1 protein-coding gene is annotated in these 20,181 nt (G+C 62.9%); it reads left to right on the top strand.

Annotation, left to right across the window (positions count from 1 at the left end; translation table 11 throughout):
- Positions 1-11: 11 nt before the first annotated feature.
- Positions 12-20,181: hypothetical protein (locus RDV48_23695; GenBank protein MDQ7825826.1), on the top strand; the 20,170-nt coding region annotated here is incomplete at its 3' end.

Below are 20,181 nucleotides of genomic sequence, written 5' to 3'. Positions count from 1 at the left end.
AGGAGGGGTTTATGTCTTACAATCTGAGGAGAATTGTCGCACTCTATCTGCTCTTCAATTTCACCTTCTGCCTCATCGCGCCGCCCTTAATGGTCTTTGCAGAGCCCCAGGGCGGCAACGTCGTCTCAGGAAATGCCATCATCAACCAGGCGGGAGGGGTGACGAGCATCACGCAGCTCTCCAACCAGGCCATCATCGAGTGGCAGAAGTTCGGCATCAACATCAACGAGCTCGTGAAGTTCATGCAGCCCTCCGATATCGCCGTGGCCCTCAACCGCGTGACAGGGATAGACCCCTCCATCATCCTTGGATCGCTGCAGGCCAACGGCCAGATATTCCTGGTGAACCCCAACGGCATCTTCTTCGGGCCCCAGGCGCGCGTTGACGTGGCGGGCCTCGTGGCAACGACCCTCAACATCAGCAACGAAGACTTCCTCAAGGGCAACTACAAGTTTGTCCAGGACCCCTCGAAGCCCCTCTCGTACATAGTGAACCAGGGTACCATCAAGGCCAAGGACGGCGGCTACATCGTCCTCGTGGCTCCCCTCGTGAACAATGAAGGCGTCCTTATCGCCAACCTCGGCAAGGTGGCCCTCGGCGCCTCGACGGAAGCCTATCTCAACATCGACGGCCAGGGCCTCGTGAACTTCGTGATCCCCCAGAGCACCGACACCCCCCAGGGGAATGTCGTGATCGACAGCGAGTCGGTGACGGACCTGATGAGCCAGGTCCTGAAGCCCACCACGCCGCCGGCCACGTCGGTGTCCAGCAATAACGGCCAGGTCTCGCTGCAGAATACGCCCCAGGCGCCCTCACAGCCCTCAGCACAGAGCACCCCGTCAGCGCAGGTGCCGCAGACGGCGCCCTCGGGCGATACGGCGTCCACCACCCAGGCTCCCCCCGTGGAAAGCCCCACCCGCCCCGATAATCCATCGGCCCCGGAGGTCACCACGCAGGCTCCCGTGGCGACGACTACGGCGCCCGAGACGCAGGCGCCCGTGGTGACGACAACAGCGCCCGAGGCCCAGGCTCCCGTGACCCAGGCTCCTGTGGCGCAGGTCACCGAGCCGACGGCGCTCACGCCTCCCCCGCTCCCCGATCTCCCCTACCCCACGGCCGCGCCTCAGCAGAATTCCAGCCAGGGGACCCAGGTGATCGTGGCAAATGGGTCAGGAATCCTGATGAATTCCGGCACCATACAGACCAACGGCGCTGCGGGCCAGAACGCCGGGTCGGTTCTCCTCAATTCGCAGCAGACGACGGCGCTTCTCCCCGGAAGCTCCATCCAGGCCAACGGCGTGGGGCAGAACTCCTCGGGAGGCAACGTGCAGGTCCTCTCGCAGGGGAACACGATCTTCGCCCAGGGCGCCTCGATACAGGCCATGGGCGGCGCGTCGGGGAACGGAGGCTTCGTGGAGGTGAGCGGGCAGAACGCCTTCATCAGGGGCTCCGTCGATACGTCGGCTCCTCAGGGTGAGCAGGGGACTTTTCTCATTGATCCCGTGTACCTCACGATTATTGACGGAACGGGCGGTGGAAATATGACGCCCCCCATTTTAGCCGCCGATCTTCCCCCCGACGGGGGCCTCGTGGGCACCGTTGACACGGCGACGCTGGAAGCTTACAGCGGCGGCACGCTCACCCTCGAGGCGAGCGACTCCATCACCATAAACGATATCTCCGACAACACGATACAGCTCAACAACAACGTGAACCTCGAGATGTCGGCCGGCTCGGGAAACATTGTCTTCTCAGACGGGAGCGACGCCATCGCGACATCGGGAACAGGCACCATCTCCCTTGAGGCGGGGAACAATATCACCCTCGGGAAGCTCCAGGTGGATAATGCCGGGAGCGTAACGCTCCAGGCCGGCGGGAACATCAACCAGAACGCCGGCGCCACGGGCAACATCACTGCCGATACGGCCTCCATCACCACCACGGGGGCGAACAGCACCATCCAGACAGATTTCACGGCGGCACCGACAAACCTCACAGTCTCCACCAACAACACGACGGCGGGCATCACCTCGGGAGGGGGCGCCACAAGCCTCGTGACGCTGAGCGATCTGGATCCCACGGCCACGACGAGCCTCGGCCTCTCGACGAGCAACACTGCCGCCCAGAACATGAACCTGACCGTCACCAACACGGGGACCGCCGCGAACCTCACGATGGGCAACAGCACGAACAGCGTCACGGTAAGCTCTCTCAACGCCACGGCCAACGGCTCCATTCTTGATGACGCCGTGCCGGGAACCACCGTCACCGCAAACTCGGCGACCCTCACGGCCACCACGGGTACCATCGGCGCACCGGGAACGCCTCTCGCCACGGTGCTGGGGACGGCAGGCACGCCGGGGACCCTCACGGCCACCACGGGCGCCGCTGATCAGTCCATCAACGTGACCGACACGGGGACGCACCTCCAGAACGTGAACGTCTCCACCAACAGCGGCGCCGTGAACGTGGTGAACAATGCCGGCACCCTCTCCAACGACGCCACTGACGTGGTGAACTCAAATATGACCGATACCAATGTATCGCTCAACAACACCGGCGGGGCGATGACGATAAACCAGGTGAATGTGGGGGGCGGCGATGCGACGCTCCAGGCCTCGGGGGCCATCACTGGAAATACAGGCGTCACCAATGTCACGGCGAACGCTATAAGCCTCATCTCCTCGGGCGCCATCGGCTACGACGGCTTCACCGTCAACCCCATCGCGATAGATCTCCAGGGCGTGACCAACTCAATTTCAGTCTCTTCAGGCGGGCAGGCATACGTGGCTGACGGGCCAAATGACCTCAGCTACGACGCCTCCCAGATCCTGAACGCCGACTTCGGCACGGGCACCGACGTGAGCTTCACCACGACGGCCAATGATGTGAACCTCGGTGAAGTGTCCGGGAACAACGTGTCCATCACCGCTTCAGGTGCAAGTCATGATATTTATCATGATGCGAGCGGGGGAGCCTACGACATTAACGCCCAGGGGGCTATCTCCCTCACGTCGGGGGGTAACATCGGGGCAAGCGGCAGCGAGATCCAGACGGCGGGCACGGGCCTCACCACGACGAGCACCGGCCCCGGCAACACCTTCGTGAACCACGACGGCACCCTTGACACCTTCAGCGTCACCACCGCAGACGGCCAGGCGCAGATCACCTCGACACTCTCCGGAAACCTCTATTTTGGCATTGACGGCCACGGCGGCGCGGGAGTGCTTGAAGCCACCACAATAAATTCCAATGTTTATTTCCATAACACCGGCAATACCGGTCCCCCCTCAACTCCGGGGAACATTGCCCTCAACACGGTGAGCGTGGGGAATGCCAATGTGACCCTTCACGCTGCAGGCTCAATCACCGACAACAACGCGGGCGCCAACAACATAAATGCCGTGAACCTCACAATGACGGCCGACACCGGGGGGATAGGCACCGGCGCAGGCGGCGCCCTTGAGACAAGCGTGAACTCCCTCACGGCCACCACAAGCACGGCAGCCCAGGCCATCAACGTGGACAACGGGTCAAACGCCCTCACCTCGGTGAACCTCACCGCCAACAACGGCACCTCTTCAGTCACGTGGGACAACAACGGCGGCGCGGCGGGGACCAACAGCCTCGCCATAGGCACCGTCGCGGGAGGCATCACCCTTAACACCCCTTACGACGGAGGCGTGAGCCTGGGCGCTTCGGGCACCGACGTGACGGTGAATAATACAGGCGGCAATATCGCAGTGAGCCAGGTATATGCCGGAAACACTAACGATGTCAGCCTCACCGCCCAGGGGAATATCACCCACGCCGCAGGCTCCTCCAACAATGTGACGGCCGACTCGCTCACGATGACGGCCACGAACGGCTCCATCGGCGCAAGCGGCACCAATTTTGAGACGGCGGTGAACACCCTCACGGCCACGGCGGGCTACGGCGGCATCTATGTCAACGAGGCTGACGGCATCACCTACCAGAATGTGACGGCCTCGGCGAACAACGCCACCAACAACGTGAGTCTCACCTCAGCCGGTACGACGACGGCAGCCAATGTCTCTGCAGGAGACAATCTCACCATCACCGTAACAGGAGCAGGTCCAGATCCCTTTGACGGCAATGATCTCACCATAGGCACTGTATCGGCGGGCACGGCCACCTCCACCTCTCCGACGGCCACCATCACCGCCTCAGGGAATGTGCTTATGTCCAGCGACGCGGGCGCTACCGGGCTCTCAGCCTACTGGGCCGATATCGAGGCCCAGGGGGGGAGCATCGGCGCTGAAACGGGCGGCGCAAACCCCAACGCGCTTCTTACCACCGTCACCAACCTCACGGTGAGCACGCCCACGGCGGCCCAGGCCATCAATATCAACGAGACCAACGCCCTCTCGAACCTTTATATCACCACCAACGACGGCAACGCGAATATAATCTGGCACAACAGCGGCAACCAGTCCCTCACCTTCGCCGGCACCACCAGCAATGCCCTTGCCGCATCGGGGGGCAACACCAACGTGACCTTCGAGAACACCTCCGACGGCATCACGGTGAACGATGTAAACGTGGGCACCGGCACGCTGAATCTCACGGCGGCGGGCAGCATGGTGGACGGCAACGATAGCATCGAAACCACCGTGAATATCACTGCGGGGACGGCGACCCTCACGGTGGACAGCAGCAATCCCGCCGCTGCCTTCAATATCGGTACCATTGCCAACCCTCTCGAGATAGCCAACACGGTGAACAACCTCACGGTATCCACTAATAACGGCGAAGTGGGCCTCACCAACATCACCACCAACGGCACCCTCACCTTCACGGGCGGCGCGACGATGGATCTCAACTCGCCGGGGGCGTTACAGGTGACGCCCACCCTCACCTTCATCAACAGCGGCAATTCCACCGGCGGCGATATCTCCATCCAGGAAGTCACCGGCGGCACCCTCACCATCCAGGCCCAGGGCGACATCCTTGACGATGATGCGGGGAGCGGCAACGACGTGACAGCAACAGCCCTCACCCTCACCGCGGTGACGGGAAGCATCGGCGCATCAGGAACGGCGGGCGCCATCGAGACAAGCACCGGGAGCCTCACCACCAACGCCCAGACTGCCCACGAGGGCATCTATATCTCCGAGTCGAACGCCATCACCACCCTTACCGTGAACACCAACAACGGCCCCGCGGGAATTTACTGGGACAACAACGGCGGAGGCACTGCGGGAACAAACAGCCTCATCCTCACCGAGGTGACGGTGCCCTATGACGGCGTGTCGCTCAACACCCCCTATGACGGCGTCACTGATCTCGGCGCCGTGGGCACCAACGTCGTGGTGAACAACAACCCTTCCGGAGGGGGAGGCGGCGATATCCAGGTGAACCAGGTCATCACCGACGGGAGCAGCAACTACGTGACCCTCGAGGCCCACGGGAACATCACCGACGCCAATGCCGGCTCGAACAACATCGTTGCCCAGACCTTCACGGCGACCTCAGAGACAGGGAGCATCGGCTACGACCCCACCAACGGGCAGAACGCCCTCGAGACGACGGTCACCAACATGACGGTGGAGACCCAGGGCGATAACCAGGAGATCTTCGTCACCGAGGCCGACGACCTCGACAATCTCCACATCATCACCAACAACGGGCAGGCCACGGTGGACCTCAACCCCGGCGTTGCCTCAACGGTGAATATCAATACGTCAGATGTGCTCTCCACGACAGGGTCGGGGGCTCCCAATACCAACGTGACGGTGGACAACACGGGCGGCAACATCGCCATCGGGAACAGTACTTCGGGGAACCTCACGCTCAACGCTTACGGCGCCATCACCTCGGCAGGCGGCACCATCACCACGACGGGGAACCCCGCCGGTTCTCAGACCGACGGCACCCTCACGATGAACGCCGGTGTCGGCAACTCTTCGGGACTAAACAACGGCATCGGCACCGCCGGAGCCATAAGCACCGACACGGGCGTCATCAACGCCTCGGCAACAAACGGCGGCATCGCGATAAACGAGGCCGACGCCGTGACTTATAACAGCATCACGGCAGGCCACACGGCAGGCGCCGCCTCCAACGTGACGCTCAGCTCGGGAGGCACGGCCACCGTGAACAGCGTCACGGCAGGGACCTCGGCCGCCAATGACGGAGACATCGCCATCACGGCAACGACGGGCAATATCGTGCTCAACAGCACGGGGAGCGCGAACCTTCAGTCCGTCACCGACGACATCACCCTCACGGCCACGGCGGGGAATATCGTGGACCAGAACAACTCCTCGCCCACCGACATTGTCTCTTCGGGCCTCTCCCTCAATGCGAGCGGCAGCGTGGGAACCTCGGGGAACGCAATCGACACGAGCGTATCGACACTCACGGGCACGACAGGCGGTGACATGTATATCAACCAGATCGGCGCCATCACCTATGGCGTCGGCGGCGCCTCGCCCGCCCCGCTCCAGGCGGGCGGCGACATGGTCCTCACCTCCCAGGGCCCCGCCATCGCGACTAATGTCATATCGACAGCGGGCGACATCACCATCAACGCCGAGAACGGCAGCGACATCGTGGCGGGAGAGATCACCGCCTCAGCCGCGGGGCACCAGATAACCCTCAACGCCGGCGGCTCCATCGAAAACGACGGATCCTCCGCTACCGACGTTTCGGCATCGAACCTGCTCCTCATTGCGGGCAACAATATCGGCCAGCATCCCTCGACGACGGCGGGAGCCCTTGATATCAACACGGATACCGTGGCGGCCCAGACCACCAACGGGAGCGTGTTCCTTACCGAGAGCGAGAACAGCTACACAGTAGGAACCGTGGGGATATATAACGGCATCACGGCAGGGGGCGACAGCGCCAATATCCGCCTCGAGGCTGAGGACACCGTTACCCTTCTCCAGCCCGTCATCGCCTCCGACGACCAGATATGCATATTCGCCAACACCGGGGCGATCATCAACTCCTACGGCGGCGACGTGCTTCATTCTGAAAACCTGGGGCTCACGGCGGGCACGACCATCGGCGCCTCGGGGTCGGAGCTCGACACCGACGTGACCAACCTCGCGGCCACGGCCGGCAGCGACATCTGGATCAACGAGACCGACACCCAGACCCTTGACGGCCTCAACATCTCTTCAATCACCTGCGGCGCCGTCGCTACCAACGGCATCACCTCCACAGGAGGAGTGGTCCACCTCGAGCTCACGCCTCCCGGCTCGCCGCCGCCGGGATATGATCCCACCATCGATTTCGAGCAGCCCGTAACTTCGACGGGAATGTGCGTTGATGCGAACGGCGGTGACATCCTCTTTACCGCGACCTCTCCCATCAACACCACGAACCTCTACCTCACGGGCCACAACATCGGCGCCGACGCCGATCATCCCTATATCACCAACACCCAGAACCTCGCCATTGACGCCACGGGCACCGTGTGGCTCACCGAGCAGGACACGGCGGGGAACGGCCTTGTCATCGGCGGCCTCCCCTGCGGGCAGTCGGGCGTCTATGCCAACGAGAGCATCTTCATCACCACCACGACTGGCACGGGGGGAACGAGCGGGGTCCTCTCCATCCAGGCGCCTGTCGAGGCGGGTTTCGGCGGTGGCGCCAACGCCGGCAGCGTCACCCTGCTGACCAATAACGACGCGGGGCCGGGAAACATCACGAGCACCGCGGCTGGCTCAATTACCGCCAATAGCGGGAGCATCACCCTTACCACGTCGCCCAATGCCGCGGGGCAGAGCGGCTATATCGATCTCTCAGGGGCCGTCAATGCCACGGGCGGCGCCGTGTCACTCACCACCGGGTCAAATGCCGACGACGGCCATATCACCGTGTCGAACAGTGTGACGGGCACAGGGGTCACCATGACCACGTCGAGCACAAACAATGGAGGCACTGTTGACGTCAACGGCGCCGTGCACGCGACAGGCGCCGGCGGGAATGTTTCGATCACGACGGATCCCAATGCAGGCTCAGGCAACATCTCGTCAAACGCTTCAGGCACCATCACTTCAGACCTTGGAAACGTGGCGATCAGTACATCGCCTAACGGCGCGGGACAGAGCGGCACAATAAGCCTGGCAGGAACCATCAGCGCCCCCAACGGCCCCGTTACCATCAGCAGCGCCACCAACGCCGGTGACGGCACCATCAGCATGGCTGGTGCGACAGGCACCACGGTGACCGTTTCCACGTCGAACGCGAGCACGACGAGCAACGTGAACATCAACGGCGCCGTGACGGCCACCGGCGGAAGCGTGAATGTCACCGCCCAGTCGGCCTCAGGGTCGGGCAACACCGCTGACGTGACCTTCGGCGCGGGGGGAAGCCTCACCGCCACGGGAGACAACCAGGGCGTCATCATCACCGCTGAAGAGGACATCATTGACAACAACGGGGCCGCCGTAGACATAATCAACACCAGCACCTACGGCTATGCATACCTTACCGCGGGCGGGAACATCGGCGCTTCGGGGAATCCCGTGGAGACCAACGTGAACTGCCTCGCCCTCCAGAACACGGCAGCAGGATCGATGTACGTGGAAGACGTGGGAATCCTGCTGGGAATCACCATAATCACCGCGAACGGTGACGCCAACGTGGTGTGGCACAACGGTGGAGCAACCCCTGACAACCAGCTCACCTTCTCGGGCACCAGCGCCGACCTCAATACCCCCGTGGGAGGAAGCTATAACGGCGCCGTAGGAACCAACGTGTACCTCCAGAACACCAACGGCAACATTAACGTGGGAGCAGGGCACACCCTTAACGCCGGGACCAGCACGGTGTTCCTCGTCGCGACAGGATCCATCACCGACAATAACGGCTCGGGAACGGCCCTCACGGCGGGAAATGCTGCCCTCAATGCAGGTACCGGCATCTCGGGCGACGACGGGAGCTTTGATACGGCCGTCACGAACCTTGCCACGGCGACAACGGCAGGAAGTCTTAACATCAATGATGCTGACTCCATCACGATAGACAAGATCAACTTCAACCCGTGCTTCGGCGCGGCTTACAGCCTCACGGCAGTGAGTGCCGCAGGAGCGGGAGGTACGGCCACCATCTCCACCTCGTCGGGCGACATCAACCTGAACGGGGCGAGCCTCGGCACCACGCCCGCCGTCACCGCCGACATGACCGCCACGGTAAGCGCCGCCGGGTCAATCGTCGGAGACGCCGAGACAGCGAACCCCGACGTGAAGGTGAACAACGCAGGCGGCTCGGCGACTCTTAATGCAGGGACAGGGAACGCGGGCACCCAGGCCCTCCCCATAGAGACGCAGGTGCCCTCTCTCAGCAGCACCTCAGGCGGCACTGTCTTTGTGAATGACTCCGACGGCCTCACGGTAAGCAGTGTCAGCGCAGGCGGGAACGTGGGCATCACGGCGGGGAGCAACGGCACCATCACCGTAGGCACCGTCAGCTCTCCGGGCAATACGGTGAGCCTCTCCACGGGCGGAAACATAGTTGACGGCAACGCAGGCACGGTGAACATCACCGCCACCAACGCCACCCTCCAGGGCGCAAACGTCGGCTACAACGGCACCACCGTTGATGCAATAGAGACCGATGTGACCAGCATCGCCGCGGCAGCATCATCGGGCCAGGTGAACCTCACGGAACTTGACACCACGACAAACAACGGGATTACCGTCTCGCAGATACCGAGCGCCATAACAGGAACCAACGTGACAGGCATCTCGGCGACAGGCGCAATAAGCCTCACGTCCACCCCCACGGGCGCGGGTGCCATAGGCGCCATCACCATCGACAGCACTGTCAACTCGACGAACAACGGGAACGTGACCATCAATGCAGGCTCCTCGGCAGGAAATGACGATGTCACCTTCGGCGCCAGCGGGTCAATCACGGTGGACAACTCGGCGGCGGGGAACACCATCACGGTGACGTCGGCCGACAGCATCGTGGACAATCACGCAGGGACCGACATCACGACGACTGCCGGCACGGCAACGCTGACGGCTACGGGGGGAAATATAGGAACATCGGCAGCGCCTATTGACACCAGCATCGCCACACTCAATGCGACGGCGACCAATGGAACGGTCTTCATCTACGAGAGCGACCCCCTCTCGATAACAGGTATAACGGCCGGTGGCAATGTGGGAATACAATCAGGCAACATGACCCTCTCAGGTCTTATTCAGGCGGGAGGGGCTTCAACGGTAAGCCTTTACTCTACTGGCACCATCACCGACGCCTATGCCGCCGGGACCAATGACATCGTTGCCACAAATGTGACGCTCCAGGGCACCAATATTGGAGCAAGCGGAAACCGGATTGAGATAGACGCCACCAACCTCGCTACAAGTGCCACATCGCTCTATGTTACCGATACCGCAGGTGGCATTACATTTGACAGTATCAACACTGCATTCAATCCCTCCACATTAATTGAAGGCGTTAACACTACAGGTGCCGCCACTGTTTATACAAATGCCGGCGGGAATATCAACCTTAGCGGCAGCAATCTCGGAACCCACGCAGCAATCACTTCATCAGGAAATGCGGTGACACTCAACGCTTCGGGAAGTATTGTCGGCGATGATGGAAACACAAATCCTGACATCGTGGCGGGAACGACAGCGACCCTTACCGCCACAAGCGGGAGCGTGGGCACAAGCGGGACTCATATCGAGACCCAGGTGACCAACCTCCAGGTGACGGCCAACAACGCCGCCAACGGCACCGTCTATATCGACGAGTACAACAGCGTGAACATCACCGGCAGCGGCATCTCTGCGGGGAACACGGTGAACCTCACGACGGCCAACAGCGGGAATGTCAACTTCAACACCGTCAATGCAGGGATAAGCGCCGGCACCAACGCCGTGAACATCAACGCCGCAGGATCCGTTACCGACAGCACGGCGAGCAATGATATCACCGCAGGTACCCTCACCATCACGGCAGCTAACGCCATAGGCGCTGTGGGGTCGGGAGCCATTGACACCACGGTGAGCGCTCTTGATGCAACTGCCACGAGCGGAGGCGTGTTCATCAACGAGGCGAACGCTCTTACCATCAACAACGTGAGCTCTGGCGCAAACGTAGGGATCACGGCGGGCGGCACGGGCGACATGACCCTTTCGGGAGCCATCAACGCAGGCGGCACCTCGATAGTGAGCCTCAACGCGGGCGGAAATATCATTGACAATTATGACGGCGGAAACAACATTACCGCCAACAACGTGTCGCTCCAGGGCGGGAATGTCGGCTACAACGGCACCACGGTGAATGCGATAGAGATAGACGCCACGAACCTCGCGGGCTCCGCCACGGGAGGGAGCGGCTTCTACGTCGATGACGCCGCGGGCGACATCACCATCCAGAGCATCACGAGCGCCATCGACGGCACCACTGCGATCCAGGGCATCAACGCGGCGCAGAACGTCACCGTCAACAGCCCCGGCACCATCTACCTTGCGGGGACGGCCACCAACGCCGCGGTGACCGCCACCAGCGGTACGGCGACACTCACCGCCGCGAACTCCATTGCCGGCGTAGCTTTAAACAACAATGTGGATGTCGCAGGGAGCTCGGCGAACCTCACGGCCACCGGCGGGAGCGTGGGAACAAGCGGCAACCACCTCAGCACCAACCTGGCAAACCTCCAGGTAACGGCCACCGATGCCGCCAACGGCACCGTCTATGTTGACGAGACCAGCGGCCTGAATATCACCGGCATTACTGCAGGAAACACGGTGGGTGTCACCACCGCCTCAGGGGACATCAACTTCAACGGCGCTATCAGCGCCGCGGGGCAGACCGTCAATCTCAACGCTGCAGGGAGCATCACCGACAGCAACGCCGGCACCGATATCACCGCTGCGACAGCGAACCTCACGGCGGGGAATGCCATCGGCACCGCGCCTCCCGGCATGAACCAGATAGAAACCAGCGTGGACAACCTGAACGCCTCGACCTCGACGGGCGGCATCTATATTTACGAGTCCAACGGCTTGAACATAGGCGGGAGCGGTACCGGCATCTCGGCGGGCGGGGACGTATGCATCCAGGCGGAAGAGGGCGACATCACCATCTCCCAGCCAATAGATGCGACGCTGAACTTCTCAAACCACACGGTGAGCATCGGGGCTTTGAACCTGGACGGTCTTGGCGGTGACGGAAACATCTATGACGGAAACGCGGCGGCGGGCGCCGACATCACCGCCACCAACCTGACACTCTCGGCCTATGGCAACATCGGCACCGATCCTCACCCTGATCCTCCCGGTGGCGATGCTATTGATACCGAAGTGACCAATATCGCCGCTCAGTCATCCAATGGCGTCGTGAACATCCACGAGCTGGATGCGGGAGGAGACGGCATCACCATCGACTCCCTCACCCCTGCCTGCGGAGGCTCCGACGTGGTGGGCATCCAGGCCAACCAGGCGATTCACCTCATCGTTGATAATGGCAACGCCACATTCAACGAGGCTGCAATCTCCACTGGATCTCATATCCTCGTAGAGACAACCAACGGCTCCATCATAGACAACGTGACCTCGGGGACCGGCGAGGCCATCATCGCCCCCGATCTTTACCTTACGGGCATCAACATCGGGAGCGAGGCACAGCCTTACCAGACCGATGTGACGAAAATCTCAATTGAAGCCACGGGCAATGTGTACCTCAACGAGATTGACACTGCCGGAAACGGCATCACCATCGACAATGTGTGCTACGGCGAGGGCATCCAGGCGGGAGGGAACATCACCATCACCACGTCAGCGACCGGAGTTTCAGGCTCTATCATCGTAAATTCAGACATCACGGCAGGCGCCGCCTCCCAGGGGGGCACCACCGGGAGCGTCTCCCTCACCTCGGGCGCCTCTGCAGGAAATGACGATATCACCATCGGCGCCGCCATCACGGCAAACGGCTCAGGCCAGGGCGTCACCATCACCTCGGCGGAAGACATCAATGACACCCACGGCGGGACCGACGTGTCGGGAGGCTGGGCGAGCCTCACGGCCAATAACATCGGCACCGGCGCCAACCCCGTCGAGACACAGGTGACCTGCCTCTCCGTCCAGGGAACCTCCTCATCGGGCTCGCTCTATGTCGACGAGGCTGACGGCCTCTCGAACCTTTCGGTGATTTCGCCCAACGGCGCCGCCACGGTGAACTGGGATAACAACGGCGCCGCGGCGGGCACCAACCAGCTCACGCTGAATGCCGGGGCCCTTGTGGCCAATGGCACCAATGACTCCGGAACAGGCACCAACCTCTACGTGAACAACACGGGAGCGACGAGTGACATCACCATCGCCACCCCCATTACGACCAACACGGGCGTCGGCGGCAACACGGTGTTCCTCGTGGCCGGCGATCCCTTATCCCCCGCTGCGGGGAACAGCATCAGCGAGAGCGTCGCAGGCGCGGCCATAGTCGCCGGCTCGGCGGCCCTCCAGGCAGGAACCATATCGGGGAACGGGACCGGCGGCGCCTTCGATACCACCATAGGCACCCTGGCCGCCTCCACGGGCACTTTGGGAACAACTCTTGCCGTCACTGATACGGACGATCTCATCATCGGCTCCGTGGCCTTCGACACGTGCGTGCCCGGCGGCGACCACACCCTCACCGCCGTGGCGGCCGCAACTGACGCCACCGTCACCGCAGGCGGCTCCCTCACGGTGAATGAAGCGGTTTCGGGCGGCAACGCGGCGGCAGGTGCCGGACACGTGGTCCTCACCGCAGGCACCTCCATGGATATCAACAACTCCGTCACGGCCGGGGTGAACAACGGGGCAGGCGATGTGTCCATGACAGCAAACGGTGGAAACATAGACCTCGGCGGAAACGTGACAGCCAATGGCGACACGGTAAACATAACGGCATCAAACTCTATCGTGGACACTGACGATGCAACCCACCAGGTCACGGCGGCCACGGCGAATCTCTCTGCCACCGGCGGGAGCATCGGCGCCTCGGGGGCAGACAATGCAGTGGACACCAGCGTGACCACCCTTAATGCCACGGCGAACAGCGGCAACATTTACATCAATGAGGCTGACAGCATCACTTATAATTCGGTGACCGCCGGCGGCAACGCAGTCCTCAACTCGGGAGGAGCGGCAACGGCCACTTCCGTCACGGCAGGCGGCGCAGGAGACGTCACCATCACCACCACGAGCGGCGACATCAGCCTTGGATCGGTCACCGCCGCAGGCGACACGGTAACCCTCACCGCAGCAGGCGCCATCACCTCGCCCGGCGCAGGCACCAACATCACCGCCCAGGACGCCGTCCTCAGCGGAACAAGCATTGGCGCCTCGGGAGGCACCAATGCAGTAGGCACCGACGTGGACACCCTCACCGCCACGGCATCCACCGGCGGCGTCTACATCAGCGAAAACAACGGCATCACCATCAGCGCCATCACCGCCAACAACGGCACCAACGGCGCGGTGAATGTCACCACCAGCAACGACGGCGACATCACCACAAGCGGCGCCATCTCGGCAGGCACCTCGGCATCGCTCACCGCCGGAGGCACGGGCAGCATCGACGTCAACGCCTCGCTTACTGCAGGAACCTCAGCTTCGCTCAGCGGAGGCGGGAACATCACCATTGACGCGCCCGTGAGCGCGGGCACCACGGCTTCAGTCGTGGCAGGCGGGAATGTGGCCCTCAACGGCAACGACACCGATCCCACCGTCTCCGCGGGCACCACGGCCACCATCACGGCGACGACAGGCTCAATCGAGGGTGACAGCGATGACGTGAAGCCTGACATTTCAGCCGCGACGGCGAACCTCACGGCAGGCACCACCATCGGTGCCACCGATACCTTGGAGACTTCCGTCACCACCCTTAACGCCTCTACCACCGCCGGAGGCATCAAGATCAACGAGGCAAATGACGTAACCCTCAACAGCGTCATCGCAGGCGGAAACGGCGACATCACCATCGCCACCACGACTTTAAGCGACGGCACCATCACCGTCGGCACCATCACCGCCGACGGCAACACCGTGAGCATCACCGCCGGAGGCACAGGCTCTATCAATGACGACAGCGCTGCGACAGCCATCACCGCATCGGATCTTCACCTCACTGCCAACGGCGGCCACATCGGCGCCACCGGCATAGGGAACGAGCTTGAGACCAGCGTGGCGAACATGACGGCAACGGCAGGGAACGGCGGCGTCTATGCAGCCAATGCCACCAATATAACCCTGGACAACGTGAGCGCCGCGGGAGGAAATATCGCCATCACGGCAACAGGCACCATGACCGCCACCGATGTCTCCACCACCGGCGACAACAGCGACATCAGCCTCGAGTCCTCTGGGAACATGACGGCCACCCACGTCTACACCACTGCAGGCACCGGGAGCGATATCTCCCTCACCTCGACAGGCGGCGCATTGACCGCCACGACGGTGACTACCGGGAATGGAAATATTACCCTCCAGTCCTCGGGCGATGCTGATGTCACGACCCTCACGGCAGGAGGCGACGGCGACATCTCGGTCACCTCGTCCAATGGCGACATCAACATCAGCGCCACGGGCCTCATCTCAGCCCTCGGTGACGGCGTGTGCCTTACCGCCTCGAACGGAGGCCTCACCAATGCCAACGGCGGCGCCGCCGTCACGGCATCCACGATGGGTGTCACCACCCAGGACAGCATCGGAGCGAGCGGATCACACCTCATCGTTGACGTGGCCAACATCGGCGCCCAGAGCACGGCGGGAGGAGTCTTCATCACCGACATCGACAGCCTCCATGACGGCTTCGTCGTCGTCAACACGCCCTGCGGAGTGAACGGCGTTTCCGCCGCAGGCGACGTGAACCTTCAGCTCAACGGCACCTCGCCGAGCGACTTCGTCTTCAACGCCCCCGTCACGGCGGGAGCCGCGGGAAGCCTCACCCTCGACAACCAGAATGATGGCGACATCACGGTGAATGACGACCTCTCGGCGGGGAACAACGTGACGCTCACCACGAGCGGCGGCGACATCTCCGTCACCGCAGGTAATACGGTCACCGCGGGGGGCACCGGCGACATCACCGTCACTTCGGGCGCAGATGTGACCCTCGGCGGCGGGCTCACCGCAGCAGGCGATACCGTCACCGTCACCGCCGCGGGAGCCATCGCCTCAACCGGCACCGACACCAACATCACGGCAGCCACGGCAGACCTCACGGCAGCGACGGGCATCGGAAGCGGCAACGCCCTCAATACCACTGTGAGCTCCATAGAGGCGCAGACCGCCACGGGAGGCATCACCATCGACCAGGGCGCCACCGACGTGACCCTCACCGATGTCCACACCACTGGCGCCGACAGTGACATCACCATCACCGGCGGCGGAAAAATCACCGCCACCGATGTCCACACCACCAATAACAACAGCGACATCAGCCTCCAGTCGGCGGGCGACATGACGGCCACCCACGTCTATACCCAGGGCAGCACCGCAAATATCGGAATCACCTCCACCGGCGGCACGATGACGGCAACAGATGTCACCACCGCGAGCGGCAACATCACTCTCCAGTCAGCCGGGCAGGCCGACATCACCACCGTCTCGGCGGGCACGGCAGCCGCAGGCGACGGCAACGTCTCCATCACCACCACGAGCGGCAATGTGAACCTCGACACCGTCTCGGCGGGTGCAGACAGTGTCACCATCACTGCGGGAGGCGCAGGGAACATCAATGACACCAACGCGGGAGCCGTCAACGTCACCGCAGGGACCGCCGCACTCAACGCGGGCGGCAGCGTCGGCGCAACGGGAGCGGGAGCCATCGACACCACCATCACCACCCTCACCGGAAGCGCAGGCACAGGGTTCTACGTCAACGAGTCCAACACCCTCGCCATAGGGAGCCCCGCCACGGCAGGCAATGCCATCACCTCGGGCGGTGCAGTTGAGATCACGGCCGACGCAGGCTCCATCACCCTCAACCAGGCTATCAATGCCGGCACCACCAACACGGTGAGCATTACGGCAACGGCAGGCTCCATCTCTGACGAGAGCGGCGACACCAACACCGACATCTACGGCAGCACCGTAACCCTCACGGCACTCAACGCCATCGGCGCCGCAGGCCAGTCCATCGAGACGGCCGCCACCACCCTCACTGCAGGAGCCACCAACGGCGGAGTCTTCCTCACCGATGCCGACACCGTGAGCATCGGGGGAGCGGGCATCACCGCCGGAGGCAATGTCTGCGTGCAGTCCACAAGCGGCAATATCACTCTTGACCAGGTCATCGATGCCGGAGCGAATACCGTGAGCCTCGGCGCCGCGAACGGCACCATCACCGACGGGAACGGCGACACCAACAACATCACCGCCACGAGCGTCACCTTCAATGCGCAGTCTGTCGGCGCTTCCGGCAACACCATAGAAATCACCGCCGCTAACCTGGCGGCAACGGCCACCGCAGGCGGCATCTATGTCACCGACCTCACGGGAGACCTCACCATCGACTCCATCCCCGCCGCATGCGGCGCAGGGAACGTGGTCGGCGTCAACGCCACCGGCGACGTCACCATCGTGACGCCGGGAAGCCTCAACCTCAACGGCGCGAGCCTCGGCACCACTGAAGCCATCCACTCGGGAGGCACCGCCACACTCACCGCCACCACGGGCGCCATCGTGGGAGATGACGATGCACCGGACAATAAACCCGACATCGTCGCCACGACGGCCACTCTCACGGCGGGCACCACCATCGGTGAGACCAACGCCCTCGAGACCAGCGTGGGCACCCTCAACGCCGCCACCACCGATGGAAGCATCTGGATCAACGAGGCAAACAACGTAACCCTTAACAACGTCGTGGCAGGCGGGAACGGCGACATCACCATCTCAACCGTCGCCGCAGGAAATGGCACCATCACCGTCGGCACCGTCACCGCCAGCGGCAACACCGTGAGCCTCACCGCCGGAGGCACAGGCTCCATCGTGGACGACGGCACTGCAGCGGCCATCACCGCCAACGATGTCCAGCTCTCCGCAGGCGGGGCCATCGGCGCATCAGGCAACGAGATCGACACCAATGTGACCTCACTCACCGCGACGGCAGGCACCGGCGGCGTCTATATCAACGAGAACGACGGCATCACCATCAACGGCATCACCGCCAACGACGGCACCAACGGCGCGATAGTGCTCACCACGGGCAACAACGGGAACATCACCGCCGACGGCGCCATCTCGGCAGGAACCTCGGCATCACTTACCGCGGGAGGCACGGGCAATATTGACATCAACGCCGCCCTCACCGCGGGCACCTCGGCCTCACTCAATGCGGGCGGAAACGCCACCATCGACAATACCGTCACCGCGGGCACCAGCGTCGCAATCGATGTGGACGGCGACGCGACCCTCAACGATGCCGTCACCGCAGGCACCACCGCTACCATCGACGCCGGCGGCAATATCGCCCTCAATGGCCCGAACGGCACACCCGCCGTCACCGCAGGCACTACGGCAACCCTCAACGCCGGAGGATCCATCGAGGGAGACAATGACGAGACGGACACCGACATCTCGGCCGTGACACTCAACCTCACGGCAGGCACCACCATCGGCGCGGTGAATCCGCTCGAGACCAGCGTGGGCACCCTCAACGCCGCCACCACCAACGGCGGCATCTGGATCAACGAGGAAAATGACGTAACCCTTAACAACGTCGTGGCAGGCGGGAACGGCGACATCACCATCTCAACCGTCGCCGCAGGAAATGGCACCATCACCGTCGGCACCGTCACCGCCAGCGGCAACACCGTGAGCCTCACCGCCGGAGGCACAGGCTCCATCGTGGACGACGGCACTGCAGCGGCCATCACCGCCAACGATGTCCAGCTCTCCGCAGGCGGGGCCATCGGCGCATCAGGCAACGAGATCGACACCAATGTGACCTCACTCACCGCGACGGCAGGCACCGGCGGCGTCTATATCAACGAGAACGACGGCATCACCATCAACGGCATCACCGCCAACGACGGCACCAACGGCGCGATAGTGCTCACCACGGGCAACAACGGGAACATCACCGCCGACGGCGCCATCTCGGCAGGAACCTCGGCATCACTTACCGCGGGAGGCACGGGCAATATTGACATCAACGCCGCCCTCACCGCGGGCACCTCGGCCTCACTCAATGCGGGCGGAAACGCCACCATCGACAATACCGTCACCGCGGGCACCAGCGTCGCAATCGATGTGGACGGCGACGCGACCCTCAACGATGCCGTCACCGCAGGCACCACCGCTACCATCGACGCCGGCGGCAATATCGCCCTCAATGGCCCGAACGGCACACCCGCCGTCACCGCAGGCACTACGGCAACCCTCAACGCCGGAGGATCCATCGAGGGAGACAATGACGAGACGGACACCGACATCTCGGCCGTGACACTCAACCTCACGGCAGGCACCACCATCGGCGCGGTGAATCCGCTCGAGACCAGCGTGGGCACCCTCAACGCCGCCACCACCAACGGCGGCATCTGGATCAACGAGGAAAATGACGTAACCCTTAACAACGTCGTGGCAGGCGGGAACGGCGACATCACCATCTCAACCGTCGCCGCAGGAAATGGCACCATCACCGTCGGCACCGTCACCGCCAGCGGCAACACCGTGAGCCTCACCGCCGGAGGCACAGGCTCCATCGTGGACGACGGCACTGCAGCGGCCATCACCGCCAACGATGTCCAGCTCTCCGCAGGCGGGGCCATCGGCGCATCAGGCAACGAGATCGACACCAATGTGACCTCACTCACCGCGACGGCAGGCACCGGCGGCGTCTATATCAACGAGAACGACGGCATCACCATCAACGGCATCACCGCCAACGACGGCACCAACGGCGCGATAGTGCTCACCACGGGCAACAACGGGAACATCACCGCCGACGGCGCCATCTCGGCAGGAACCTCGGCATCACTTACCGCGGGAGGCACGGGCAATATTGACATCAACGCCGCCCTCACCGCGGGCACCTCGGCCTCACTCAATGCGGGCGGAAACGCCACCATCGACAATACCGTCACCGCGGGCACCAGCGTCGCAATCGATGTGGACGGCGACGCGACCCTCAACGATGCCGTCACCGCAGGCACTACGGCAACCCTCAACGCCGGAGGATCCATCGAGGGAG

The sequence above is a fragment of the Candidatus Eremiobacterota bacterium genome, assembly GCA_031082125.1.
Taxonomy (GTDB): domain Bacteria; phylum Vulcanimicrobiota; class CADAWZ01; order CADAWZ01; family Ess09-12; genus Ess09-12.
The sequence above is the reverse complement of the archived record's forward strand: the minus strand, read 5'-3'. Positions and strand labels throughout refer to the sequence as shown.